This is a genomic window from Bacteroidota bacterium (genome assembly GCA_017303975.1).
Classification (GTDB): Bacteria; Bacteroidota; Bacteroidia; order JAFLBG01; family JAFLBG01; genus JAFLBG01.
The window spans coordinates 33,578-59,863 of record JAFLBG010000002.1 but is presented as its reverse complement, the minus strand read 5'-3'; the positions used below and the strand labels follow the sequence as shown (position 1 = coordinate 59,863).

At 35.8% G+C, this 26,286-nt stretch carries 24 protein-coding genes and 1 tRNA gene; 13 read left to right on the top strand and 12 right to left on the bottom strand.

Going from position 1 to position 26,286, the window contains the following annotated elements; genetic code table 11:
- Positions 1–46 precede the first annotated feature (46 nt).
- Entirely contained in the window at positions 47–1,348 is a 1,302-nt protein-coding gene (locus tag J0M08_01280; protein MBN8701672.1) for a 1-acyl-sn-glycerol-3-phosphate acyltransferase, read from the top strand.
- A 56-nt stretch (positions 1,349–1,404) separates the two neighbouring features.
- Here J0M08_01280 and J0M08_01275 read toward each other — a convergent pair whose 3' ends face one another.
- Together J0M08_01275 and J0M08_01270 are read right to left on the bottom strand one after the other, a co-directional pair.
- The gene (locus tag J0M08_01275; protein ID MBN8701671.1) at positions 1,405–2,010 is read right to left on the bottom strand and encodes a hypothetical protein; all 606 of its coding nucleotides are present in this window, start codon (positions 2,008–2,010) and stop codon (positions 1,405–1,407) included.
- Positions 2,011–2,030: 20 nt separating this feature from the next.
- Positions 2,031–2,645, bottom strand: a complete 615-nt coding sequence (locus tag J0M08_01270; GenBank protein ID MBN8701670.1) for a hypothetical protein — start codon at positions 2,643–2,645, stop codon at positions 2,031–2,033.
- Positions 2,646–2,784: 139 nt separating this feature from the next.
- Between J0M08_01270 and J0M08_01265 the strand changes: the two genes are divergently transcribed.
- Positions 2,785–2,856, top strand: a tRNA-Glu gene (locus tag J0M08_01265).
- 139 nt (positions 2,857–2,995) lie between these two features.
- Here the strand turns inward: J0M08_01265 and J0M08_01260 are convergent.
- Together J0M08_01260 and J0M08_01255 are read right to left on the bottom strand one after the other, a co-directional pair.
- Entirely contained in the window at positions 2,996–3,238 is a 243-nt protein-coding gene (locus J0M08_01260; GenBank protein MBN8701669.1) for a hypothetical protein, read from the bottom strand.
- Between the two features lie 80 nt (positions 3,239–3,318).
- Entirely contained in the window at positions 3,319–3,741 is a 423-nt protein-coding gene (locus tag J0M08_01255; GenBank protein MBN8701668.1) for a RidA family protein, read from the bottom strand.
- A gap of 142 nt (positions 3,742–3,883) precedes the next feature.
- Here J0M08_01255 and J0M08_01250 point away from each other — a divergent pair, with 142 nt between their 5' ends.
- Positions 3,884–5,224, top strand: coding sequence for a PhoH family protein (locus tag J0M08_01250; protein ID MBN8701667.1), 1,341 nt, complete (start codon positions 3,884–3,886; stop codon positions 5,222–5,224).
- A gap of 259 nt (positions 5,225–5,483) precedes the next feature.
- Here J0M08_01250 and J0M08_01245 read toward each other — a convergent pair whose 3' ends face one another.
- Positions 5,484–6,446, bottom strand: coding sequence for a hypothetical protein (locus J0M08_01245; GenBank protein MBN8701666.1), 963 nt, complete (start codon positions 6,444–6,446; stop codon positions 5,484–5,486).
- 195 nt (positions 6,447–6,641) lie between these two features.
- Here J0M08_01245 and J0M08_01240 point away from each other — a divergent pair, with 195 nt between their 5' ends.
- From J0M08_01240 to J0M08_01230, 3 genes are all read left to right on the top strand, one after another.
- Positions 6,642–7,784 (top strand): hypothetical protein, encoded by a 1,143-nt coding sequence (locus tag J0M08_01240; protein MBN8701665.1) that lies wholly within the window; start codon positions 6,642–6,644, stop codon positions 7,782–7,784.
- Positions 7,785–7,791: 7 nt separating this feature from the next.
- Positions 7,792–8,256, top strand: coding sequence for a TM2 domain-containing protein (locus J0M08_01235; protein MBN8701664.1), 465 nt, complete (start codon positions 7,792–7,794; stop codon positions 8,254–8,256).
- 72 nt (positions 8,257–8,328) lie between these two features.
- The gene (locus tag J0M08_01230) at positions 8,329–9,201 is read left to right on the top strand and encodes an NAD kinase (GenBank protein MBN8701663.1); all 873 of its coding nucleotides are present in this window, start codon (positions 8,329–8,331) and stop codon (positions 9,199–9,201) included.
- A 133-nt stretch (positions 9,202–9,334) separates the two neighbouring features.
- Here the strand turns inward: J0M08_01230 and J0M08_01225 are convergent, their stop codons facing one another.
- The 3 genes from J0M08_01225 to J0M08_01215 form a co-directional block, all read right to left on the bottom strand.
- On the bottom strand, positions 9,335–11,248 hold the full coding sequence (locus J0M08_01225) for a T9SS type A sorting domain-containing protein (protein ID MBN8701662.1): 1,914 nt from the start codon (positions 11,246–11,248) through the stop codon (positions 9,335–9,337).
- Positions 11,249–11,531: 283 nt separating this feature from the next.
- On the bottom strand, positions 11,532–13,439 hold the full coding sequence (locus J0M08_01220) for a T9SS type A sorting domain-containing protein (GenBank protein MBN8701661.1): 1,908 nt from the start codon (positions 13,437–13,439) through the stop codon (positions 11,532–11,534).
- A gap of 106 nt (positions 13,440–13,545) precedes the next feature.
- Entirely contained in the window at positions 13,546–14,472 is a 927-nt protein-coding gene (locus tag J0M08_01215) for a TIGR01777 family oxidoreductase (protein MBN8701660.1), read from the bottom strand.
- 53 nt (positions 14,473–14,525) lie between these two features.
- Here J0M08_01215 and J0M08_01210 point away from each other — a divergent pair, with 53 nt between their 5' ends.
- The gene (locus J0M08_01210; GenBank protein MBN8701659.1) at positions 14,526–15,152 is read left to right on the top strand and encodes an FMN-binding negative transcriptional regulator; all 627 of its coding nucleotides are present in this window, start codon (positions 14,526–14,528) and stop codon (positions 15,150–15,152) included.
- On the top strand, positions 15,140–15,601 hold the full coding sequence (gene rnhA / locus J0M08_01205) for a ribonuclease HI (GenBank protein MBN8701658.1): 462 nt from the start codon (positions 15,140–15,142) through the stop codon (positions 15,599–15,601). The genes J0M08_01210 and rnhA overlap by 13 nt, the downstream gene beginning before the upstream one ends.
- A gap of 4 nt (positions 15,602–15,605) precedes the next feature.
- On the opposite strand, the gene J0M08_01200 is transcribed toward rnhA, so the two are convergent.
- Positions 15,606–16,478: a class I SAM-dependent methyltransferase gene (locus tag J0M08_01200; protein MBN8701657.1), complete on the bottom strand. Its 873-nt coding sequence runs from the start codon at positions 16,476–16,478 to the stop codon at positions 15,606–15,608.
- 175 nt (positions 16,479–16,653) lie between these two features.
- Between J0M08_01200 and J0M08_01195 the strand changes: the two genes are divergently transcribed.
- Entirely contained in the window at positions 16,654–17,793 is a 1,140-nt protein-coding gene (locus J0M08_01195) for an endonuclease/exonuclease/phosphatase family protein (GenBank protein MBN8701656.1), read from the top strand.
- 40 nt (positions 17,794–17,833) lie between these two features.
- On the opposite strand, the gene J0M08_01190 is transcribed toward J0M08_01195, so the two are convergent.
- Positions 17,834–18,526 carry a hypothetical protein gene (locus J0M08_01190; protein ID MBN8701655.1) on the bottom strand — a complete coding sequence of 231 codons (693 nt, stop codon included), beginning with the start codon at positions 18,524–18,526 and terminating at the stop codon, positions 17,834–17,836.
- Between the two features lie 34 nt (positions 18,527–18,560).
- Positions 18,561–20,036 (bottom strand): proline--tRNA ligase, encoded by a 1,476-nt coding sequence (locus J0M08_01185; GenBank protein MBN8701654.1) that lies wholly within the window; start codon positions 20,034–20,036, stop codon positions 18,561–18,563.
- A gap of 108 nt (positions 20,037–20,144) precedes the next feature.
- Between J0M08_01185 and J0M08_01180 the strand changes: the two genes are divergently transcribed.
- The gene (locus J0M08_01180; GenBank protein ID MBN8701653.1) at positions 20,145–22,025 is read left to right on the top strand and encodes a hypothetical protein; all 1,881 of its coding nucleotides are present in this window, start codon (positions 20,145–20,147) and stop codon (positions 22,023–22,025) included.
- Between the two features lie 96 nt (positions 22,026–22,121).
- Positions 22,122–23,594 (top strand): hypothetical protein, encoded by a 1,473-nt coding sequence (locus J0M08_01175; protein ID MBN8701652.1) that lies wholly within the window; start codon positions 22,122–22,124, stop codon positions 23,592–23,594.
- A gap of 425 nt (positions 23,595–24,019) precedes the next feature.
- Here J0M08_01175 and J0M08_01170 read toward each other — a convergent pair whose 3' ends face one another.
- The gene (locus J0M08_01170; GenBank protein ID MBN8701651.1) at positions 24,020–24,739 is read right to left on the bottom strand and encodes an SOS response-associated peptidase; all 720 of its coding nucleotides are present in this window, start codon (positions 24,737–24,739) and stop codon (positions 24,020–24,022) included.
- 143 nt (positions 24,740–24,882) lie between these two features.
- Here J0M08_01170 and J0M08_01165 point away from each other — a divergent pair, with 143 nt between their 5' ends.
- Complete coding sequence (locus J0M08_01165) at positions 24,883–25,539, top strand: hypothetical protein (protein ID MBN8701650.1); 657 nt, start codon at positions 24,883–24,885, stop codon at positions 25,537–25,539.
- The gene (locus J0M08_01160; GenBank protein ID MBN8701649.1) at positions 25,527–26,264 is read left to right on the top strand and encodes a hypothetical protein; all 738 of its coding nucleotides are present in this window, start codon (positions 25,527–25,529) and stop codon (positions 26,262–26,264) included. Before J0M08_01165 ends, J0M08_01160 begins: the two co-directional genes overlap by 13 nt.
- Positions 26,265–26,286: the final 22 nt, after the last annotated feature.

The following is a 26,286-nucleotide window of genomic DNA, read 5'->3' as shown; positions in this document are numbered from 1 at the left end:
ATTAAAAAATTAGTACCGATATTTAGCCAGCGCAATTTAGTTGTACATGTTGTATTCATTTGTCCGTCCTTTTGTTACCATCTTTCACAATGTTTTCTATCGAATTCATTATCGAGGGTTAGAGAATATTCCGATGGGCAAACCGGTTGTGTTTGCGCCTAATCATGTAAATGGCTTTGTCGACCCTATTGTGATTGCCATTGCCTGTAAACAAAAAGTTCGTTTTTTTGCACGTTCCGATGTGTTTAACTCCTCACTAAAAAAAAGAATTTTGAATTCGCTGAGTGTTAGTCCTATGTATCGAATAAGAGAAGGGTTTGCAGAGGTTAAGAAGAATGAACAAGCATTTGAAGAATGCAAGAAATTATTGGCAGAAAACAAATCAATATTGATTTTTCCGGAAGGCGATTGTGTACAAGAAAAACGTATTCGTAAACTAAAGAAAGGATTAGCCCGTATTGTATTTTATACCGAAGAAGCATTTAATTTTGAGAAAGATGTGCTAGTTGTGCCAGTTGGATTAAATTACTCCGAGCCGACTAAATTTAGAAGTAATTTGTGTGTAGAGTTTGGAAAGCCAATTTCTGCTGCATCCTATGCAAATAGCTACAAAGAGAATAAAGCAAAGGCGATAACAGACTTTACACAAGAAATAGAAGATAGCTTAAAGGGCGCTGTTGTTGTGCAAAAGTATCCCGAGAACGATGATTTATTTAAACAACTGTGTTTGCTGCTAAAGCCCAAATTGCTTGTAGATAAAGGTTTTGAAGTTGACAATGTTGAGCAAGGGTATTTAATGGAAAAAGAAATAGCCGCTAAAATATCCAATACACAAAATGTAAATCCCGCGAATATAGATTCCCTGAAAAAAGCATGCGAAGCGTGTTTAGTTGAGCTAAAAAAAAACAATATTCAAGATGCTTTGCAACTATTTGTTCCTAATACCGGAATGTTGAATCTTATATTTCATTTGTTTGTGTGTGTGCTGGCGGTGCCTCTTTTTACTGTTGCTTTTTTAGTAAATGCGCCTGCTTATCTTATATCCGGCTGGCTAACAAAACGTATGGTAAAGGATAATGTTTTTGTGGGATCCTTTGCCCTAAATTTAGGAATGATTTTTTGGTTGGTGCAATATACAGTAGAGCTATTGACAATAAAGAGTTTACTAGGTAACTATAATGCTTTAATTTGTGCAATGGCAATTCCGATTTTAGGAATGTACTTGCTTTTTTTTACTTCTTATGCCAAGAAGGTATTACGGAGACTTTCTGCTTTTTCTAGAGTAAATACACTTGATGCTATTCGCGCAAAGCATTTGACGGCCGTTGTAGAGGCATATCGAAAATAAAAAAAGAGGGGTGGTTTTTAAAAACCACCCCTCTTTTTTTACTAATTAAATTTTAATTATTGCTCAAACGTTAAATTTCCTGTAGTAGTATAATTATCAGCTAGCATAGTTGGCTTAATAATAGTAGAAGTGCCATCTAATAAAGCAACCATTTTCTTATTTCTCAACTCGTCAAGCATCCAATAATCAGTTGGCGCATCTCCGCCTGTATAAGTAACAGTGCTAGAAGAAGAGCTTGTGGTAGTAGTTTTGGTAAGAGTAATTAGTACAATCTGCTCTTTTCTTTTTACTTCTTTGCCAACACCTGCTGTAAAGTTCCAAGTGCCTTCTCTAACTACAGTTGTAGCAGAAGATCCGGTTCCACTTACTTCTGTTGATTTAAAAGTACCATCTTTCTCAAATGTATATACCAATGTAAAAACCTCAGATGAAGAAAATCCTGAATTGTCTGTATATGTCCTTGTGCTGCCATCTGCAGTCATTGAAGAAGTACCATCGTCAGAGGTTATATTCATTTCACCGGAAGTAAGTTTCCACTCCCCTGCTACACGCGCTTTGCGCGAGCGTAAAGATAAAAACGGATCGTTTTCTCCTTTTTTACAGCTATCAAAAAGTACTATCGCACCTAAAATAGCAACGAATGTTAAAATATGTTTTTTCATTTTTTGTATGATTTAAAAGATTATTGTTCAAATGTTTTTGTTCCTTTTAAAGAAGTTGATGTTCCTGAGCTTGGAGTGTAGCTATTATCATAGATAAACACAATTTTTTTATTTCTCAACTCATCAATTTTCATTATAGTAGAAGTAGCGCTTGCTCCTGTTGCAGTGTACTCATTAATAACATTATTGGCGCTTGTTCCGGATGTTTCTTTATATGAAAGAGTATAAAGAATAATTTGAGATTTTTTCTTCTCTTCGCCTACACCACCCATAAAATTCCAAGTGCCGGATTCTTCTATTGTCCAAACGCCAGCACCAGAGCCTCCGTTTGCCGACATTTTGTAGGTTCCATCTTTCTCAAATGTCCATGATTCTACATATGCTGTAGTAGAAGAACTTCCGTTTGTGGTGCTTGTTCTGTTAGAGCCATCGTATGTTCTGCTTGTTGTTGTAGACGAAACCGAGTTGGAAGAAGTATATGTTTCTTCGCCAGCAGTCAACTTCCATTCGCCAACTAAGCGCGCTTTGCGTGAACGTAAAGATAAAAACGGATCGTTTTCTCCTTTTTTACAGCTATCGAATAGCATTGTGCTAGCTAGTACAGCCGTTAATAAAATAATTACTTGTTTTTTCATTTTTAAAAGGTTTTTGTTAATTGCGTGGCAATATTACAACATTTATACACAAGCCAAACTAAAAAATATAAAAAGAAAACAGCATGAGATTTTGATAAAAATAAATAGTTGTGTATATTTGCAACCTTATTTACCATAAGGCCCATTCGTCTAGGGGTTAGGACAGCAGATTTTCATTCTGTAAACAGGGGTTCGATTCCCCTATGGGCTACAAAAGAGGCTTGCTAAAACTTTAGCAAGCCTCTTTTTTTTATACTTGGATTAGGATTTATGGAGTGATATAAACATATAAAGCCAGTTGCAGCAACCTGCAACTGGCTTTATAGTAAAGAAATATTTTTGGTTATAAATTAAAATCCATCATCAAAAAACTCTTCGTCATCGTCATCGTCATAAAGATTGGTGTTCAAATCTTCAATTTTAATGGCAGTAACATCATCGCCAATTCCAAACTCTTCGTCATCTTCAGCAATGGCGCTTTTTTTGGTTTTAGTAGCTTTCTTATCTGCTTTAGCAGATGTAGTTTTTTTTGCACCTGCCGCTTTAGCCTTAGGTGCTTTCTCTTTAGTTTCTTTTTTTGATGCCTTTTTCATTTTTGCCGATTATTACTTTTGTTGCTTTAACGACTGGTGCAAATTTCTAAAAAAAAGTTTCAATTAAAAAAATTTTTACATTAATTAATTGTCGCAATTACTTTTAATTCTATTGCAATAGGAGTGGGCAGACAATTTATTTCAATAGTTGTTCTGCAGGGAGCATTTTCCTTAAAATATTCAGCCCACAGCCTGTTGTATGTTGCAAAGTCGTCCTTCATATTAGTTAAAAACACCGTCACATCTACTATATTGCCCCAAGAACTGCCAGCTTCCTCTAAAATAGCCTTCACATTTTTAAACACACTATGGCATTGTAAGGCTATATCATAAGACATGATGTTTCCTGCCGCATCTAGTTCTACACCCGGTATTTTCTTTGTTCCACGCTCTCTTGGGCCAACTCCCGACAAGAAAAGAAGATTGCCGACTTTCTTTGCATGCGGATATAAGCCAACAGGCTCGGGAGCCTTGCTTGAATTAATAGAGTTGTCGGAATTCATGCGCTAAAAAAATTAAAATGGTTAAATCTTCTTCAAAAATATTGTTTTCTACCATCAACATTGCAATGTTAATTAAAAAAATGTGTGTTAAACATATTATTTAAAGTATTAATTAGCTTTAATTACATCAACAAAAAATAACATGACCAAATCAGTTTTAGAAAAAGATAACAAGATTTTTGTGTTAGACACGTCTGTTATTATATATGACCATACAGCCATAAAAAATTTTAAACACCATGACGTGGTAATTCCGATAACTGTTTTGGAGGAGTTAGATAATTTTAAAAAAGGAAATGATACGAAGAATTACTCTGCCCGTGAATTTATTCGCTTTATTGATAAGCTTTCGGGCAACAATACCCTGCAAGACTGGATAAGCTTGGATGGAAAGGGGCGAGGAAAATTTAAAATTGAAATGAGCCAATCGGCTAAAATAGATGCGGAGAAGGTTTTTGGAGAAAGAAAACCCGATCACAAAATAATTAATTGTGCGCTACACATGGCGCAAGAGTACCCAAACAGAAAGGTTATTTTGGTTACCAAAGACATTAATTTACGGTTGAAAGCCAAATCGCTTAATATTACAGCCGAAGATTACGAAACAGGTAAAATTGAGGACGAAAATTTATATACCGGCAAAACCACTCTTGAAAAAGCTCCAATAGAAGCTATAGACTCCTTATACGAAAAAGGTTTTTGCACTACTACAGAGTTGTTAAAGAAACAAATTCCATCCGCAAATCATTATTATGTTTTAAAAAACGGACAAAAGTCTGTTTTAGCTCATTACAACCCTATTAGCGAACAGATGGAACGAGTTAAAAAGCATGCTACTTTGGGTATAGAGCCCCGAAATGCCGAACAGGCTTTTGCAATGGATGCAATAATGAATCCTAATATCTCTTTGGTCACTATTCAAGGAGTGGCAGGTACGGGAAAAACATTGCTGTCTTTAGCAGGCGCATTAGAGCAAAAAAGAAATTACCATCAAATTTATTTGGCCAGACCTATTGTACCACTTAGCAATAAAGATATTGGCTATTTGCCTGGAGATATCAAATCAAAGGTAAATCCTTACATGGAGCCACTTTGGGACAACTTGAAGTACATTAAGAACCAGTTTAATGAAAAAGATAAAGAGTACAAGCAAATTAACGAAATGGTAGAAAGTGAAAAGTTGATTGTTTGCCCATTGGCATACATTAGGGGGCGAAGCTTATCAAACGTGTTCTTTATTGTGGATGAAGCTCAAAATCTTACTCCGCACGAAGTTAAAACGATTATTACCAGAGCCGGAGAGAATACCAAGATTGTTTTTACCGGAGATATATATCAAATTGACACGCCTTATTTAGATACGCAAAGTAATGGATTGTCTTATTTAATAGACCGTTTAAAGGGACAATCAGTATATGCACATATTACTCTAGAAAGAGGAGAGCGCTCTGAGTTGGCTAATTTGGCCAATGAGTTTTTGTAATAATTAAACCCTAAATACGCAGTTGGAAAATACAACTGCCTACAACTAAATATTAGTAAGGTTTCCGTACTAATATTTAGTTGGGGTTACCCGTACTAAGACTGATAGTGGGCTTTTTTCAAAAGCTTCTACAGCCTAATTGCGGTTAAAAAGGTAAAGGGGGCGTGCAACCAACAGCACACCCCCTTTGGGTAAACCACACGAAAACAATCATTCATTTTTTTTCTACTATTTTCGAGCTTTTCGGATATGGCTCGCCTTACTCAATTATTTCTTTGGGAGAATAAAAATTTAACTGTTCATTAAGTTCGTCAATGTTTCTTTTCAAGCCACTAGTTGATAAACCACCACCTATTTTATCGGTATTTACAGCGGAAATAAAATTCCCATCTAAATCTAATCGTTGAATAAATCTATTTCTTTCTGAACGACTATCTGCAGAAAGTACATATGTGTTTGAGCTTGGATCAAAATCTATATTTTCACCGGAAAATACCCCGCATATGCTAATTGTAGAGCTTTCAACAAACAATTTGTACCCAATATCGTTGCCATTCCCGCCTAGAGTGTGATTCCATATAGAGTTGCCATTTTTATCTAGTTTGCAAATAAAAATGTCGCTGTATCCTCCATCTATAGTATTTTGGGAGGATAATGACTCAGCTACTTTTCCTCCGGTTACATAAACTGCTCCTTCTTTGTCTGTATCTATTGCATAGCCACTACCAACGCCCATATTAATGGCCCATACAAAATTGCCGTTACTCTCATATTTTGAAACAAAAATAGTGGCGCTAGAATGATCTGTATTCAAAGCAAAAACATTTTCACTTGGGTCTAAGTCGGTAATTTCTGTAAAATACCCTGTAATGTATATTGCATTAGTGTTGTCAATAGCAAGAGAATAGCCCATTTCGATACCATTTCCTCCAATTGTTTTTCTCCAAACTAATTCATCCAATACGTTAAATTTTTCCAAAACAATATCTATTAAGTTTTCGCTCTTTTTGTCCTTTTTCGTTATAGCAATCTGATTACTTATATTTCCTAGCTTATACGTGTTCCCTTCTGAATCAACAGCAGTGGCATTTTGCTCATAAGAGTAGTGCGAGATTAAGTTTTTGTTTCGCTTTTGTGCGGCAACGGTATTTGATAGTAATACAAATGCAATTACTACTATTCTTAAATTCAAGAATTGGTTTTGGGGGATAACTGTTTTCATATTTGTTTGGTTTTAGTGTGATGCATCAAAACTACCTGTGGAATAATCTAACGTCAACCCTTTTTTATTTAGTTATAATATTCCTAAAATATAATTTGTAATTAACTATTCAATATATAAAGTGTTTATATTTAATTTATCTTATATTCCTATATTAAAATTAGATATAAGAAAAAAGTGCTAAATTGTTGCATTATGATAAAATCAATAAGCCTTGGTCGTATTTGTTTAGGAGCATTAACTACAATTTTTTTGGGTTCTTGCCAACAAAATTCGACTGAAAACAAAAATGCTGGAAAAGAAACCAATGCAAATTCCTTTTTAAATGGAGTGGTTACAACCATTGCCGGGACAGAAAAAGGTGATTATTTTGGAGATGGCGGTCCTGCAAAGAGCGCACAGTTCAATCAACCATACGGTATTGCCTTTAATTCGAAGGGAGAGCTTTTTATTGCCGATAAGGACAATAATAGAATTAGAAAAATAACAACAGATCAGAAAATTGTAACGGTTGCAGGAACAGGGCATGGTGGCTATTCTGGAGATGGAGGATTGGCCGAAAAGGCTGAAATATGGGGGCCAAGAGCCATTGCGATTGATGCACAGGACAATATTTATTTTGCAGACGGCTCAAATCATGTGGTTAGAAAGATCGATGCTAAAGGAATAATAACAACTGTTGCGGGTAGCGGCAATAGAGGTTATTCGGGAGATGGAGGGTTGTCTGTTAAGGCAAGCCTAGATGTGCCTGTGGGTATTGCGCTAGATGCAGTCGGAAATTTATACATTGCTGAGAACGTAAATAATAGAGTAAGAAAGGTGGATACACAAGGTGTTATAACAACTCTTGCCGGAGACGGTGAACAGTCGTTTGCAGGAGATGGCGGTCCTGCTGCTATTTCAAGATTGTTTTCTCCTGGAGGCGTTGCGACTTCTACAGATGGAACTATTTATATAGCCGATTCGTGGAATAAGCGAATTCGAAAAATTGATAAAGGCGGGGTAATAACCACATATGCCGGAAATCCTGATACGCAGAAATGGGGGCATGGAGGCAATGCAATAGATGCAGCGTTAGCGAATCCGGAGTTGTTGTTAATTTATAAAAATGATATTTATTTTACTGCTGTGGGTAGTCATGCTATCCGGAAGATTGATAGTAATGGCATTATTCATTTGGTGGCAGGTACAGCTCAAGATTCGTCCGGTTATAGAGACGGTGCTCTAGAAGCTTCTTTATTCAATGCTCCTAAAGGGCTTGCATTTGATAATGCAGGTAATTTATTTGTTGCGGACACCTACAACAACTGTATTCGTAAAATAGAGTTTAAGAAATAGATATTGCATGCAAACGCTTCGTGCATATATAGCGATAGGTATTCTTCTTGTTGGTTTTAGCTATTATAGCTATTCTCAAGGGCATCTAAGTGTTGAAAACTCTTTGAATAAACATACCCTAAAGGAGTTGCTTGTACAAAAACTAATTGCTGCTAATACCCAAGAAGAGAACACTATATCGTTTGTAACAGACAGCGCTTTTGCCGGAGAGAATGCAGTTTCATATGTATTAACCCAACAAGACGAGAAACAGAAACTTGTAGCACTATTGCTTGCGTTGCCATTTCCGGTTGGTATTATAGGCGCGCATAGAATTTACTTAGGTGCTAAACCATACATTCCGGTTGTTTATATTGCTACATTAGGCGGATGTTTTGGGATATTACCTATGATAGATTTTGTAGTAATTGCCACAAGCAAGGATTTGAGTAGGTTTGAGAATAACGATAAACTATTTATGTGGGTAAAGTAATAGCCATAAATGCAATTTGTGAATTGCGTAAATACTCAGATAATCCCTAAATTTGAAGAATAATTTTTTTTCATGAGAATAGCTGTATATGCGCGCCCGGTAATTGACAATACAAGTGCCTCTGTTGTAAACATGTTGACACAACTAAAGAATGCTAGCAATGAAGTTTTTATTTACGATAAATTTTACACTTTCCTCCAATCAAATTCATCGGTAGGTTCCGACTACAAAACATTTTCTGATTATACAGAAGTAGCACAGCTCGACTATATGCTAAGTATAGGGGGAGATGGTACTTTGCTGGAAACAATTGCCATGGTGCGCAATTCAGGAGTGCCTGTGTTAGGTATAAATACGGGCAGATTAGGCTTTTTGGCAAATGTTTCAAAAGATGAAATTAATAATGCAATAGGTTATTTACTGACAAAGAATTTTTCGTTCGAAAAAAGATCCTTACTTCAATTAAATACAAAGAATAATTTGTTTGGCGACATCAATTATGCGCTCAATGAGATAACGATTACTAAAAAAGATTCTACCATGATGACTATTCATGCTTTTTTAGATGGCGAATTTTTAAACTCTTATTGGGCTGATGGTTTAATAGTTGCAACACCTACCGGATCTACCGCTTATTCGTTGAGCTGTGGTGGTCCGCTAATGGTACCCGATGCCAAAAGCTTTGTTATAACGCCAATTGCACCGCACAACCTAACGGTGCGTCCTCTTATTATTCCTGACGACAAAGTATTAACATTGAAAATAGAAGGGCGCAGCAAAGAGTTTTTGGTAACATTAGATTCTCGTTCTGCCTCTATAGATAGCTCTTTTGAGTTGGTGATACATAAGGCTGATTTTAAATTTAACTTGATTCGTTTCGAAAATCAAAGTTTCTTTACCACCATACGCAATAAGCTTAATTGGGGTTTAGATAAAAGGAATTGATGCTACTATTGTAAAATACATGTTAAGATAGAAATCAAAAAGGGAAAGCCTTGTTTTATAAAACAAGGCTTTCCCTTTTTGATAAAATTATATTTTAGTAAAACTTACTAAGTCGGAAATACACGATTGAATTTTACTGCTTAATTAATTTTTTCACTTCTTTTCCGCTGTTAGAAATAACTTCCACAAAGTACATTCCTGCAGGTAGTTCAGCAATGTTTAGTTTTGTTTCTACTTCAGTAGTAACTACATTTTTCACAGCTACTCCGTTGTAGTTGAAAAGTGTAATAGTAGCTTGTTCGTTTTCACTTAGTGTAATTTGTACATTAACATCATCTTTAGTTGGATTTGGATATACCACTAAGCTAGAACTTACTTCCTCAAAAGAAGTTTTGTAAGCATTACTGTTGTTTTCTTCTGTTTGTTCTTCCGGTGATAATGCAGCTCCACTCAAATTGTATTGAATCATACAACTCACGGATTTATCTCCATTTACCTTGATTTGTTGTAATGGATTGCTCACTAAAATTTTATAGCTGTTAGCATGTGGTTGTAAAAGTGTTGTTAGAAACACTGCATTTTTATGACCATAGATTGAGCTTGCGGTTACATGGTAATAGTTTCCGTTAGCCATAATGCTGTTCTTCCAAATCTCAGTCATAGTAGTTCCACTTGTTCTTATTTTGGACATAAATTGTCTTTCATAAAGCCAGAAATCGCCTGCAGCCACATTAATTCCGTAAGAAATATATAAGTTGTTGTTCCCATCCATATAAGTGTCCCAAGCATCTACATAGCGTGATTGTTGTCTTGCTATAGCAAGATGATTTTTGTAATTACCATTTTTGTCATATTTCACAACCACTTGTACTACTTCATTGGTGTCTGCTTGTATAGTATTATTTTGTATTTCCCATTTATCGCCAGCACCAAGGATTGATGTTACAAGTATATTGCCAAGTTTATCTGTCTCAATGGTGAAGGCTTCCTTATCAATTTCCTTAACTAGATTAATGTTAGTAAGCATTGCGGGTAATTTAACAATATAATTTTTTTGAGAGCCTACTGAGTCAGAAGTGCTAGGAGATGTAACTATCTGTCCGGAACTTAGAGTCAAGGAGTTGTTGTTGTGTCTATAAGTATGTAAACCAACTAGTATATTTTTGGAAGCATCAGATTTTAAATCATTAATCCAAATGTAATTTCCCGAAGGCTTAATAATAGTATGTGTAATGTATTTTAAGCTACCGTCAAATCTTACTAAGGCAATATCTCCTTCTGCCATAGTAATTGTTTTAGTCATGTTTGTTCCAACAATTTTAAAGCTTGAACCAATGTTGTTATCGTAATTTCTATAACTTATTGCAGCTATTAAGTCTCCGCTATTATTTACTGTCATTTCTTCCGTGTAAATAGTTCCATTTTTGTTTGATGGATTAACGGGTACAATAGAAGCGCTTTTTAGAATGTTTCCATTTTGATCTAAACGACCGAAAAGCACATCACAGCTGTTCGAATTTGTGGCATTTGAAACTGATGTAAATGTATTTGATTTATATTTTGCTTTACCTTTGAATTGTGCAGAGAAATATAGGCCGGATGCTTTACCTATTGCTTCAATTTTGGTAGGATTTATATAGCTATTAGCTCCAATAGGCTCGAATTTATTTGCCCATCTGTATTTCCCATTTGTGCTGTTAAAAGCAGAAATAACAGGAGTTCCTAAATCTATTTCCTGGTAAATTTCTCCATTGTTATAATGCTTGTATACGTTACTTCCACCTTTAATACTGGCTTTAATCGATGGGTTTGGATCGAAATCTACTGAGCTTGATTTAGGAGCAGAGGATAAGTAATACAAACTATTACTTAAGGTGTCAAACGCAGATGATCTTAGGTTGGGATAACCGTCTTCCTCCTCACTAATGTCATGCAAAGCTGCACCACTAAATTGTTGTTTCCACGCTACCGTAGCTTGTGCATTAATTTCTGAAATAAAGCTGCCAGCCGTAATAGCCAATGCAGTTAGTAATTTTTGTGTCTTCATGGTTTGGGTTTAAGTTTTTAATACTTCGCAAAAGTATAAAACGCACTAGGGCAACAAAAAACAAAATAGGTTCATTTGAACCTTTAGAAATAGGCTGATTTGGGCGAATGGGCCTTGTTTATGAACAACTTAAGTTGTAGATGAAGGATAGAAATTCGTTGATGCTAAATGTTTTTTGAATAGAATAGATTTCTGGTGTACGCGATTTTTTTGGTTGTAAGCTATATAAAACAAAAAACGGGCTAGATTATCTAGCCCGTTTTTTGTTTTATGATTAAGGGATTTATTCTTTTATCAATTTTCTAACTTCTTTTCCATTGTTAGAAACAACTTCCACAAAGTACATTCCTGCAGGTAGTTCAGCAATGTTTAGTTTTGTTTCTACCTCAGTAGTAACTACATTTTTCACAGCTACTCCGTTGTAGTTGAAAAGTGTAATAGTAGCTTGTTCGTTTTCACTTAGTGTAATTTGTACATTAACCTCATCTTTAGAAGGATTTGGATACACTACTAAGCTAGAGCTAACGTCATCAAAGGATGTTTTGTAGGCTATATTGTTGTTGTCTTCGGTTTGTTCTTCTGGTGATAATGCTGCTCCACTCAAGTTGTATTGAATCATACAACTTACAGATCGATCTCCATTTACTTTTATTTGTTGTAAAGGATTGCTCACCAAAATTTTATAATTGCTTGTGTGTGGATCCAATAGGGCAGTAAATAATACTTTGTTTTTGTGAGCATAGATAGAGCTTGCACTTGCATGGTATCCAGACCCTACTGCCATGATGCTGTTTTTCCAAACTTCTGTCATTGTTGCACCTGTTGTTCTTACTTTAGACATAAATTGTCTTTCGTATTTCCACTCTCCGGTAGTAGTAACATTTATTCCGTAAGAAACATATAGGTTGTTGTTCTCATCCAGGTATGTATCCCATCCATCTATATAGCTTGATTGTTGTCTTGTAATTGCAGAGTGAGTTAGGTATGTGCCAAACTTATCATATTTTGTAATTAGCTGTATGCTATTATTCACACTTGGCTTTATGGTATATATTCCGGCTTTAGCATCTTCGTTTTCATCAATAATTGATGTTAGAAGAATATTTCCCATTTTGTCTGTTTCTATTGTAAAATGAGGCATTTCAACATACGTAGCTATGCTGGTAGTGTTGAGCATAGGTTGAAATTTAACTAAGAATTTTTTGAAAGAATTTACTGGGTCGTTAGATCCAATTGTCATTCCATTTGCACCGGTACTTACATGTATAGTTTTTGTGTTAAAACGATACAAATCAAAACCTACCAATATGTTTTTAGATGCATCTGCTTTCATGTCGATTATGGAAAGGTCGTTTCCATTTGCTTTTATTACGGTGTGTGCAAGGTATTTCATGCTACCATCTAAGCGCAATAACACAATATCGCCTTTGTCTAAAATAACAGTATGTGTTATGTTTGATGTAACAATTTTATATGCTACTCCTTGTGGTAGATTGGTATTGTCGCCATAATACTGAACCGCAGCAATTAAATCGCCATTTGTATTTACAGCCATTTTTGAGGTGTAAATACTTCCTTCTTTAAAAGAAGCATCAACAGGTACAATTCGAGCACCTTTTACAAAATTCCCGTTTTGGTCTATTCTTGCTAATAGGATGTCGTTGTTGTTTGTGCTATCAGGCTTGGTAATAGAGGTAAAGGTAGCTGTCTTGTATTTTACTTTTCCCTTAAACGAAATTGCAGCATATAAACCCGATGCTTTTCCTATCGCCTCTATATTTGTTAAATCAACATAACTATTTATTCCAATGGGCTCGAACTTATTTGCCCATCTGTATTTTCCGGTAGTCGTATTATATGCAGATATAACCGGAAGTCCAATGTCTCTTCCCATTTGCAATTCTCCTTCAGCAAAGTAATCGTCAAAGTTTGAACCTCCTTTTACTAGCGCCTTTGCCGAACTTGGATCAAAATCTTCTGTTGTCTCGGCTGCAATAGAGGTTCTGTAATAAATAGTGCTTGATAGCGTGTCAAATGTTGACATGATGCTGGCGTAATTCTCGTCTGATTCGTGAAGAACCATTCCGTTAAACTGCTGTTTCCAGCCAATTGTTGCTTGAGAAAATAATTGATTGCTTGAAATAGCCGAAATACCCAGTAGGGCGGCTACCGCTAGTGTTTTTGTTTTCATGTGCTTGTTTGGTTAAGTTGTGCAAATGTATTAAAAAGGATTCGTCTGTACAAGCCATTTTTTCTAGTTGGCTTGTTTGGTCTAAATGCTTGACTTGCAAGGGTGTTTAGGAGGGAGTTTGTTTTTTTAAATCTTTTAAAGCATTCAGTAATGATGCAAACCGGAATTGAAAATTATTGTTTAAAAGTACTTGCGGAATAATATTACTTCCTTTTAACACCAAGTCCGCTTCTGTATTCATAAGCCAAGAGCCTATTTTTAATGCTAGTGTTGGATTTGGCAATCCAAAAGGTATTTGCAAACTTGCTCTTAGCGACTCCATGAACGCTTTATTTGTGACAGGATTGGGCGATGTGCAATTTACTACTCCTTCAATAGTTTCTTTTTGTAGCATAAAATCAATTATACCAATTAAATCTTTATAGTGCAGCCAACTTATGTATTGCTTTCCTGTTCCTGCTTTTCCGCCCAATCCCAATTTTGTGATTTTAAGCAACGGTTCTAGAATTCCACCGGTTGGAGTAAGCATGATACCAATTCGTAGTGCAATTTTTCTTGTAGAAGTTGTAGTGTGTAAAAAAAAACTCTTTTCCCATTCTGCACAAACCGTTCCCATAAAATCGGTTGCCGGAGTTGATTCTTCTGTTTGAGGATGTTCGTGCTTTTTGTAAATGCCTACTGCACTAGCATTCATCCATGTTTTAGGTGGATTCTTTAAGCGTTGGATTGCATAGCCTAATGCATTTGTTGCATTTATTCTCGAAGCCAAAATTGTTTTTTTGTTCTTGTCTGTAAAGCGAACATTGATAGAACTGCCGGTTAGATTAATAACGGCTTCGGCACCATCAAGATGTTGAACCCAATCATCAACGTGCGTTTTTGCATCCCAATGAATATATTTAACTACCCCATCTTCTTTAGCAGATGTTCTTGTTAAAACAATAACCGCAAATCCTTTTTCAGAGAAATGCGCAGCAATTAATCTGCCTAAAGTTCCGCTTCCGCCTGCAATAACTATTTTTTTGGAATTCATTTTAGTTCCCCAATTAATCTTATTACTTTAACAAGTGGTAACACATAAAGTTTATGTACATCCCTTCTTATTTTCAAAATACAAATTACGAGGAAATAACAGCATTTCTGCAAGCTAATAGTTTTGGAATACTTGTTACTAAAATTGATTCTTTATTAGAAGCAACGCATATTCCTTTTCATATTACTACAAACGCTGCTAACGAACTAAAATTAACAGCTCACATTGCTAGGAAAAATAATCAACTGCAAGCAGTTTTAAATCAGGAAAATGTATTGTGTATATTTCAAGGGCCGCATGCATATGTTTCTTCGTCATGGTATTCAACAGTAAATGTACCTACCTGGAATTATGTAGCCGTGCATGTGCAAGGTCGTTTGAGAGAATTGTCTAGAGAAGAAACAAAAGATTTGTTAGCTCAAATGGTTGAAAAATATGAGCATGGAAGAGAAAATAGATTTCATTTGTCTTCTATTAGCAATGAGATGTACGATGCGTATTTAAAAGAGATTGTAGCATTTGAAGTAACTGTTGAGAAAATATTGGCGAAAAATAAATTATCTCAAAACAGAACTGAAGTAGATAAGCAACAAATAACAACTCACTTGTCAAATGAGAATGATGTGGGGGCTAGAGAAATAGCGAACTTGATGCAAAGGAAAAGCAAATGGCAGAAATAAAAATATATACAGATGGTGCTTCTCGAGGCAATCCAGGGCCCGGAGGATATGGCATTATTATGATGTCGGGTAGTCATCGAAAAGAATTGTCTGAAGGGTTTAGAATAACTACAAATAATCGAATGGAATTATTAAGTGTTATTGTTGCTTTAGAAACCGTAAAGGCTGCTAATGCTAGTATTACTGTATACTCCGATTCAAAATATGTAGTTGATTCAGTAGAAAAAAAATGGGTGTTTGGTTGGGAAAAAATCGGATTCAAAAAAAAAATGAATGCAGATTTGTGGAAACGTTTTTTGAAAATTTATCCAAAGCACAAAGTGAAATTTGTCTGGGTAAAAGGGCATGCGGATAATCCGGAAAATAACAGATGCGATGAACTAGCCGTAGAGGCTGCATTAGGAAGGGATTTGAAGATTGACGTAGAATACGAAAACAGTAAAGGGTAAGTTCTTAAACTGTACTTAACCTTCCAAATACACCCAATGGTAATTTCATTCCGGATTTTGAGGGTAAATACAATTCTCCGGTAGTTAGTGTTTTTGATTTTTTTGCTTTCAATAAATTTTCAATAATAAGAGAAGAGAATCCGAGCGAATACGCATTTAAAATTAGGAAGTGGTTTTCTTCATCCAGTAAATCCAATACCCCCTTCATCATTTCATTAATGTTATCTTCCAACTTCCACTTCTCGCCATTAGGGCCATGTCCGTAGGCAGGAGGGTCTAGTATTATTCCGTTGTATTTATTTCCACGTTTTAATTCGCGCTTTACAAACTTTAAAGCATCTTCTACTACCCATCTAATATTGTCTAATCCGGATAGTTCCATATTTTCTCTCGACCAGCTTACAACTTGCTTTATAGAATCTACATGCGTAATATCTGCACCTGCCGCCTTTGCTGCCAAAGAAGCTCCGCCTGTGTAGGCAAATAAATTCAACACTTTAGGAGTGGCGATATTCATTTTTTTTATCGAATCGTAAATAAATTCCCAATTGTCGGCTTGTTCAGGAAATAAGCCAACATGTTTAAAAGAGGTAAGTGCTAATTTGAATTTTAATTTTTTTTCAGGAGAAATTGTGTAAGAAATATTCCAGTTGTCGGGAGTTTTTTTTAATTTTTCCCAACTGCCCGAAGAGCTTGATTTTGGTACAAAACGAAGGTGTGCTTGTTGTTCCCATTCTCTCATAGAAAATACTTTACTCCAAACAGCTTGTGGTTCGGGTCGTATAGTTATATAGTCGCCCCAACGTTCTAGCTTTAAAAAGTCACCTACATCAAGTAGTTCATAATCTTTCCAGTTTTTTGGGTAAACTAAATTCATATTTTTTTATTGTTTTTCTGTTTTCTTAAGGCATACCTTATTTTATCTTACGAATTCATAACAACACCAAATTGTTTAAAATACGTTGAGTAATAAAGGTACAACTTTACCTATAATATTAAGTTAATTTTATAAATTGAACCCATGCGCAATTTGCCATTCGGGTGTTATTATAATGAAAGCTAATACAGAAAAAAGTTTTATTAGACGTTGGGGAAAAACAATTGCATTGCTTGCCAATGTGCTTGTAGCTTTATTGTTGCTTTTTTCTTATTTGGCTCCATACATAAGCCCCGAGAACTTTTGGTACATTGCATTTCTCGGCCTCGGGTATCCAGCTTTACTACTCGTAAATTTTATTTTTATTTTATTTTGGTTGTTCTTAAAATGGCGCTTAGCTTTAATTTCATTGGTTTCCATTCTCATCGGATATTCTAACATAGCAGCTTTGGTGCAGATTAATTTATCTGCAGCTAATCACGAAAAGAATCATTCCGAAAAAGAATTTAAATTGATGTCATATAATGTGCGGCTGTTTGATTTGTACAATTGGACTAAGAACAAGGAAACGCGGAATAAAATTTTCGATTTACTTATTGAGGAAGCTCCCGATATTATTTGCTTTCAAGAGTTTTACCAGGACGATACCGATGGTTTTAAAACACGTGATACACTGCTTGCATTTCAAAAAGCAAAATATGTGCACGAGGAGTATACCTACAACTACACAAGCAAGCGAGATACATTGCACATTGGATTAGCTACTTTTTCAAAATTTCCAATTGTTGGTAAAGGAGTAGTTCCGTTTGAAGTTAAGAACAATAATATTTGCATGTTTACAGATGTAGTAATACAATCGGACACCATTCGTATTTATAATATGCACCTGCAGTCTATTCATTTTAGTAATTCGGATTATAAATTTGTTGAGAGTATAATGACAGATAAAGAAGCAGAAGAGGAAGTTGAAAAATCAAAAAAGATTTTGAGTAGATTAAAATCTGCATTTAAAAAACGTGCTTTGCAAGCGGAAGCAGTTGCTGCGCATATTGCCAAATGTCCTTACAAAGTGATAGTTTGCGGAGATTTTAACGATACTCCATCTTCGTATGCGTATTCAAAAATTTCATCAAAACTAAACGATGCTTTTATGGAGAAAGGATTTGGCTTTGGGAAAAGTTATGCAGGAAAATTCCCTTCTTTTAGAATAGATTATATTTTACACAGTAAGCAATTAGAGCTAACTGATTTTAGTATTGTTCGAGAAGAGTTGTCTGATCATTTTCCTATCTGTGGTACTTTTACTTATAGGTGAGTTGAATCGTACAATAATTAGCAGGTCTTAATTATGAACGTTATTCCAGTTGGTCGTTGTCAGCTAAGAATCTAAATCCAAGACGCTTGCCTGTTGTTATTTGCATGCTGTTGCTGGCTTCTTGCATTTCCATAACACTTACTTCTTTTACATTTTCAAACGGAGGCACAAATAAATCGAAATCTAAACAATACAAAACAGCCGATTCTACAATGTTTTTAAGGTGCTCTTTGTCAACTACTGCATTTGCAAAATTGTTATACAAAAAACCTAATTGTCTTTTTCCTTCTACAAAATAATGTGCATCCTTATTTATAAATAGTCGAGCAATTAGATAGCCAACATCTCTAGACCTGTTGTATTTAAAAGAGTCGGAGAGAAAATTGTAAATATAAATTTGTCCGCAATAAGAGTTGAATTCATTTTTTTTAACGTACGATGTTTTCCAAACAGGATGACTTTTGTCAAACTCAAACACGTTGGTGTGCATGTAAAACATAAGCACATCGCCAGCTACGCGGAGCTCAAATTCAAACTCGCTTTTATCTTTGTAATCAACAATTAGCCGCTTGTCAATTTTAGCGGTAGCTCCTTTCAAGTCTTCAGACAGCTCTTTGCAAGCACTCTTTAACATTTTGAAAGTCTCCAACGTTTGCTTGTAAACATCTTGCTTAGTTACAGATTTCTCAGAAAGTGTTTTTATGATAAGCTCTTTGGGAGTTGGATTTGCCATGTACGTAATTTGTTGAATAAACTAAATATAACTATTAATATGCTCGAGCAAAAACAACTCTTTGTGTAGATGGTTTGCCTGAGTATATGCATGTTCCATTCTCTTGCTTGTTATCTAAAGGAATGCAGCGAATCGTAGCTTTTGTTTCTTCTTTTATTTTTTCTTCTGTTTCGCTTGTTCCGTCCCAATGTGCATAAATAAATCCACCTTTCTCGTCCAATAGTTTTTTAAACTCATCATAGCTATTGGCTTCGCTCGTTAGGCTTTTTCTTTTCTCTATTGCTTTGGCATAAATATTTTTTTGAATATCCTCCATCAGCTGCGCTACATGACCAACAAGGTCTATTTGTTTGATAGTGGCTTTCTCTTTCGTATCTCTTCTTGCAACTTCGGCTGTGCCGTTTTCTAAATCGCGTCCACCAATGGCAATACGCACAGGTATTCCCTTTAATTCATATTCGGCAAATTTCCAGCCCGGACGTTGGTTGTCTCTGTCATCGTACTTTACAGAGATTCCTCTCCCTTCTAATTCTTTTTTAAGGTTGTTTGCAATAGTGCTTATTTGCTGCAATTGCTCGTCTCCTTTGTAAATCGGAACAATTGCCACTTGTATAGGAGCAAGCTTTGGAGGTAACACCAATCCTTCGTTGTCGGAGTGTGCCATTACCAGTGCACCCATCAAGCGAGTTGAAACGCCCCAAGATGTAGCCCATACAAACTCTTGTTTTCCTTCGGAGGTGGCAAATTTCACATCAAAAGCTTTTGCAAAATTTTGTCCTAAGAAGTGCGATGTGCCTGCTTGTAATGCCTTTCCATCTTGCATCATAGCCTCAATGCAATACGTTTCTATTGCACCTGCAAAACGTTCGTTGGCTGTTTTAACACCTTTTAAAACCGGCACAGCAAGCCAGTTCTCAGCAAAATCAGCATATACATGCAACATTTTTTCCGCTTCAATAATAGCCTCTTCTTTTGTGGCGTGTGCGGTATGTCCCTCTTGCCATAAAAATTCGGTAGTACGTAAAAATAAACGTGTACGCATTTCCCAGCGAACCACATTTGCCCATTGGTTTACAAGTATTGGCAAATCTCGGTACGATTGTATCCAACTTTTATACGTGTTCCAAATAATAGTTTCGGAGGTAGGACGAACTATTAATTCCTCTTCCAATTTAGCATCCTCATCCACTATAATTCCGCTACCATCCGGTGCATTTTTTAAGCGGTAGTGGGTAACAACGGCACACTCTTTAGCAAAGCCATCCACATGACTCGCTTCCTTGCTAAAAAATGATTTAGGTATGAATAATGGGAAATAAGCGTTTACATGACCTGTATCTTTAAACATCTTGTCTAAAGTGGCCTGCATTTTCTCCCAAATGGCGTATCCGTAAGGTTTAATAACCATACACCCACGAACGGCAGAGTGATCGGCTAAATCGGCTTTAACTACCAGATTATTATACCATTCGGAATAATTGTCTTCTCTTTTTACTACTTCTTTACTCATAAATTACTGTTTGGCACGTATTTTGTGAATTTAAGCATAAGCATTGAAATGTTAAACTTAATTCGAGTAAAAATGTTTAAATTGATTAGTAAAGAAAGAGAGGGCACTATGAAAACAAAAAGCACAAACTATGTAGCATCCATTATTGCAGTTGCATTAATGGCTTCGTCTTGTTCAAGCTCAAAGAGCACTGCAAGCAAAAGCGCGTATTATGACGATGTGTATATGTCTTCTGACGATATTAAGAAGCTTCAAATGCAAGAAACGGCTGCTGTTGCAGCAGCGGTAGAAAACTATTCTTCCGGTTCTTCTGCACAACAACCTGCTCAAAACTCTAATGCTAATCAGCAGAATTATCAGCCTGTTGATCCCAATAATTTTACTAGCAGCTATAATCCGGACGATTACTATGATTATTCGTATGCAGCTCGAATTAGTAGATTTAGCAACCCTGTTCAAGGCTTTAGCTATTACGATCCATACTATACCAATTCTTATTGGTACAATAATAATCCGGCTAGTTGGGGTGTAAGTATTTACTTAGGCTACAATTGGTGGGGACCTACCTATTATGCTTACAACTACAATCCTTCTTATTTTTGGGGAGGTACATGGGGTTATAACAGTGGATTTAGCTGGGGGTGGAGTCCTTGGACAGGATGGAACGGTGGATTTGGTTTTGGAAACTCATGGAATTCTTATTACGGGTGGGGTGGATACAATAATTGGGGATGGGGCTATGGCTGCGGAAATGGCTGGAACAACGGATTTTATGGAAACAATTTTTGGGGTGGATATAACAATGGATATTGGAATGGCTACAACAATGGGTATTGGGATGGATATCATGCCGGACTATACAACAACTACTATTTTAATGGACAAGATTTTAACAGCTACAGCTATCATTACGGCCCAAGAGGCAATAGTATGAGCGGAAGCAACAGACCTGCAAACCCGAATAATAGTTGGGGACAACGGTATCAAGATATCGCAGTAGCGGATGTAGCTTCAGCAAGTAATACAACTCGAAATACAATTAAATATGCAAATAGCTTTAACGATGATAGATTGCCGGTAATATATACAAAGCCTACAAATGCTTCGAGTGTAGCACCAACATCAACTGCTACAAAAGGGAATTCGTTGCCTACAAATACATCTAACAATGGGGTAAAGCAATACGATAATTCCGCTAATAAGCCGGTGCAAGGTACTAGCACGGTAGAAAGACCTGCAAGCACAACCGGCACTTCCGGTGGATATCCTGATATCCGCAATTACAGCGGAAAGCAAGATGCTATAAATAATAACAGTGCGGGCAATTCATTACAAACTATTGATAGAGGGAATGGTACAATAAATCAAACACCTCCTACTCAAAATAATTCCAATTCAAATCAGTATTGGGATAATGAGTACACGGCTCCAAAATCAAATGGTAATTCAAATTCGCAACAACAATTTGATAGACCCCAAAACAATAATTGGGAGCAGCCTACAAATCCATCTCGATCTAATTCGTGGGATGTGGCACCTAGAGGTAATGAAAACAATACTGCCAGACCTAACTCAAATTGGGAAACCCCAAATAATAATTGGGATAGACCTTCCTCTCCAACTAGGTCGAACGGTACAAATGTAGCTCCAAGAAGTAATGGTAGCAATGATTATAGCAGACCAAATAATACATGGGATGTGCCTAGAAACAACAACACTACAACCCCTAGAGGGAATAATAATTGGAACACACCTCAAAGAGACAATACTCCTCGTAACAACGAGATGAATAATGCGCCTAGAAATAATGCACCTAGCCCGGCACCTGCTCCGGCTCCTTCGCAACCTAAAAGACAAGAGTCTTTTAGTGCACCACAAAATAATAACGGAGGAGGCAATAGATCAGGAGGGTTTTCTGCACCTTCAAGAAGTTCCGAAGCTCCAAGAAGCAACGGTTCTAATGGTGCAAGACAAGCTCGCCCAAGATAATTTGCAGAGAACAATGTGTTTTTAAAATTATGGCATTGTGTTTGCACTATGTTTTAAAGAATTTGTGTGCGAAAAAAAGACTAAAAAATAATTACCATGAATACGCTAAAAAAAATAATTCTAGGAATTTTTACTACTACTGCAATAACAGCGGTTGCACAAACAGAGGTAGATGCACTTCGTTATTCCATGCTAAACTATAAAGGGTCGGCTCGATATACTGCTATGGGTGGAGCGTTCGGTGCATTAGGTGCAGATTTGTCTTCTATAACAATTAATCCTGCAGGGTTGGGTGTTATGAATAAATCGGAGTTTAATTTTACACCTACATTAATTTTAGGAAACACCAATAGCACTTACAACAATTCTACCGGTAGCGATTCTCGTTTGGGATTTAATTTTTCATCGTTGGGTTTGGCTATAGCACGAATGAAAAACCCTGCTATTTCAGGTAATTGGGTAAACACCAACTTTGCCATTGGATTTAATAAAATAAATAATTTTCACAACAGAGCAGCTATTATTGGAGAGAGCAATGGCTCTACCTATTTAGATGCCATGCGTAAAAATGCGAACGGCACAAATCCTATGGGGTTGAATAGTTTTGCAGAAGGCTTGGCATTTGAAACGTATTTGTTAGATACTGTTTCCGGCACAACAGATACCTACTACACACCAATACCATCCGAATCAAATTTAGACCAGTCTAAATTAATAAGTACACGCGGTAGTATGGGCGAATTTTACATTGCAGTTGGAGCAAACTATGCAAATAGATTATATCTTGGAGGGTCTATAAACATTGTGAGTGTAAGGTATGAAGAGGAGTTTAATTACCAAGAGTCTGACACGAAAGATAGTATCGCAGGGTTTAAAGGATATGTATATAGTGGAGAATTATCTACCCGCGGAACGGGCTTTAATGCTAAGTTTGGAGCTATCTATCGCCCTGCTGATTGGGTAAGAATTGGTGCTTCCATTCAAACGCCAACGTATATCGGATTAAAAGATAATTACAACAACGAAATGGCCGCATCTTATGATAATGGTGTTGTTCTTAGAGCACAGTCTCCGCAAGGGGAGTTTGATTATCGTTTAACAACTCCTTTTAGAGTAAACACAAGTCTTGCGTTTGTAGTACTCAAGAATGCGCTTTTAAGTGTTGATCACGAATTTGTAGATTATTCAATGGCAAAACTAAATTCAATGGATCTTGCTACGGTTACGGGTGGCTATTCGTTTCGATCTGCGAATACCAATATTCAGCAAATGTACACTACTGCAAATAATTTTAGGGTAGGAGCAGAAGTTCGCTTAGACCCAATTACCCTGCGTGCCGGTTATGGATTGCTTGGGAATCCGTACAAATCGTCCGTGGCAAATAATGGCATGCGCACTAATTATGCATTTGGTGTAGGATACCGACAAGATAGCTATTACCTGGATTTTGCGTATTCTGTAACACAACAAAAAGATACGTACTATATGTACACAGGCACAACCGTAAATCCTGCTAAAAATAAAATGAGTGCTTCTGTTTTTATGGCTACTCTTGGGTTTAAATTTTAGGCTAGTCTAAAATGTACTAATTTATAATTGAGCTTTACTATTGTGATGTACAGGTATCTGCGGCTCGAACGCACTTTGAGCGTTTTGTAAAAAGAATCCTATTGCACAATTAAATTATCACCTACAAGGAATTCTAGATCCTTGGGAATGTATTTTGAATGCACAGTTTTCCTAAGTGTTTTTTGGGAAAAATGCAACTTAGCTTAATCTAAGCATCGCAGTGTAACCCAATACTTATAGCCAATGATAGCTTTTTCCCAAGTCTTGAGTTTTTTAAATCTCGCTTATAATATTTTGGTGAAACCATCTTATTGAATTTTGCTAAAAGTTTAAAGATGTTTTTTTTCATTTTCTCTATTTTATTGAGGTAGCAAGGTAAAACTAATTGTGGGAGTTTAATTCGAATTAAACTCAACCTAGGGGTGTTAAATTTCTGCTAACTCATCAAACTTCACTACATCCATTATTTCAGGAACATTTGAGTTTTCTGTTCTTGAAGTAATAAGTTTGGAAATCGTATGCGCTTTCATTTGCTGCTCCTCAAAAGGGTCACTGAATTTCAAAATATCTTCTTTACTACTACTAGCATCTAACCACGATTTCTCTAACTCCCTATGCAGAATAACAGGCATACGCAATTTGGTGTTATGAATTTTAGCCATTAATGGATTGGCTTCCGTGGTACAAATTGAAAACGTATTTACAATTTCTCCTGTGGACTTATCCACCCAAGAATCATGAATTCCTGCAAAGGAAAAAATGGGTACTTCTTTCAACGAAATAAAATAGGGGTATTTCTTCTTATTAAATTCTCTCCATTCAAAAAAACCACTGGCAGGAACTAAACATCTTCTTCTTTTGATGGCATCACGAAAGCTTGGTTTCTCAAATGCAGTTTCAATTCGTGCATTCAAGGTTCTTTTTCGCAATATTTCTGCTGACTCCATATCCTTCACCCAAAAAGGGATGAGCCCCCAAGATACTAGACTTAGTTCCTTTGGCCTGCAATCCATAATGACAGGCATTTTAGGATAGTTAAATGCATTTACATGGAAGATAGGTTCCCACCCAACAGAAATGTTTCCAAGGTCGTAATGTTCTATTAATTCCTTTTCGGTGTTTACAAGTGTGTAGTGGTAGCACATGGTTGAAAAATCATTAGGTAAAAATACTTAAAAAGCACCATCTTAAAAGGATTGTTAATATTTTGCATTACATCATATATCAGTAATTCAGTATATTGAAAAACAAGAATTTATAAAGAAGCATAGTTAATGGAAAAATGTAAATGAAGATGCTTGAAGAATTTAAAAAAAATATAACGCCACAAAAGTTTTTGAAAGATTGTAATGAATTCAAGGTGGAGGAGAAAAAAACATATTACATTTCTTATCCTGAATTTATAAAATACTTCCAGAACCTTACAGAACCAATTGACAAGCATAATTTGATTATTGGGATAAACTTTACCTATGGGTGGATGCCAACTATTCTCGATTTTTGTTCAAATAGGTTTGAGGAAGCGATTCAAATTCTTAATCGAGCAAAGGAAGGGAAACGTCCTTCAGTTGAAGAGCTTGAAATTTTAAAAGAGTTATTCAACAATTCACTCGTTGGCACTTCAAAGCTGCTTCATTTTATAAATCCTGAAAAATTTGCAATTTGGGATAGCAGGGTCTATCGTTATCTAACAAAAGGCCAAGAACCCTACCAAAATAGAATAGGCAATGCTAAGGTGTTTTTAGACTACTTAACTTTTTGTGATTCCATAACCCAATTAAAGGAATATGAAAATGTTCACAAATCAATTTGCGAAAAACTAGGAAAACTCGAAAAGCGTGCCAACAATATGACTAAATACAGAACAGTAGAGTTAATAATGTATCATAATGGAGGAAAGATTCAGAAAAAAGTAACGAAAAACAATAAAAGATGGGGAAATTAGAATTGAGAAAGACCAGAAAGCAAAGTAATAAAATTGATTTAAGTAACTGGAAACCTAAAAGGAAATCAATAGTGCTAGAGAATCAAATAGCAGTTGCAATAATTACTTTTAAGGGATTTAAAAACAAAAGGAATGATAATATACAGTTAAGTAAAAGTGATAAACTAAAACAAGCTGAAATTAGAAGAGACAATAGGAAACAATTAATTAGTATACTTAAACCCTTTAAGTATACCGAAATGCCATTTGGTAAAGATTTTTTCAAGGTTACAGCAAAGGTATCAGACTTTTTAGAACTACAACAGCATCCTATAATTGACGAGATTTCCATTTCCAAAATTAACAACGCAATAGATCTCATAGATGAACAAAGAAAGAAATGGAGAAAAACTAAATGCGTTTTTACATTCAAAATTCAACTTGATAGAACCTCAAACAAAAAAAACATTAAAAAGAGCTGCATTATAGTACTATCGACAAAGACGCATTCATACACAATTGCTCGAGCTAGAATCCAAAAACATTGCGAAAATGATATAAATTACAAAGATTACAATCGTAAAATTATTGGTTATGTTATTGAAGATTTAGATACATTCACAAAGTGCTTTGAACAAAAAGGAGTGGTTGCCCTTTGGCAAGATTTCTATTCACCAATTAGTAAGTTAAACCAAAAAGAAAACCAGTATTTGGGTTCCCCACTAACGCTTACAAAAACTAAATGATATGGAAAAATCTATTGGTTTC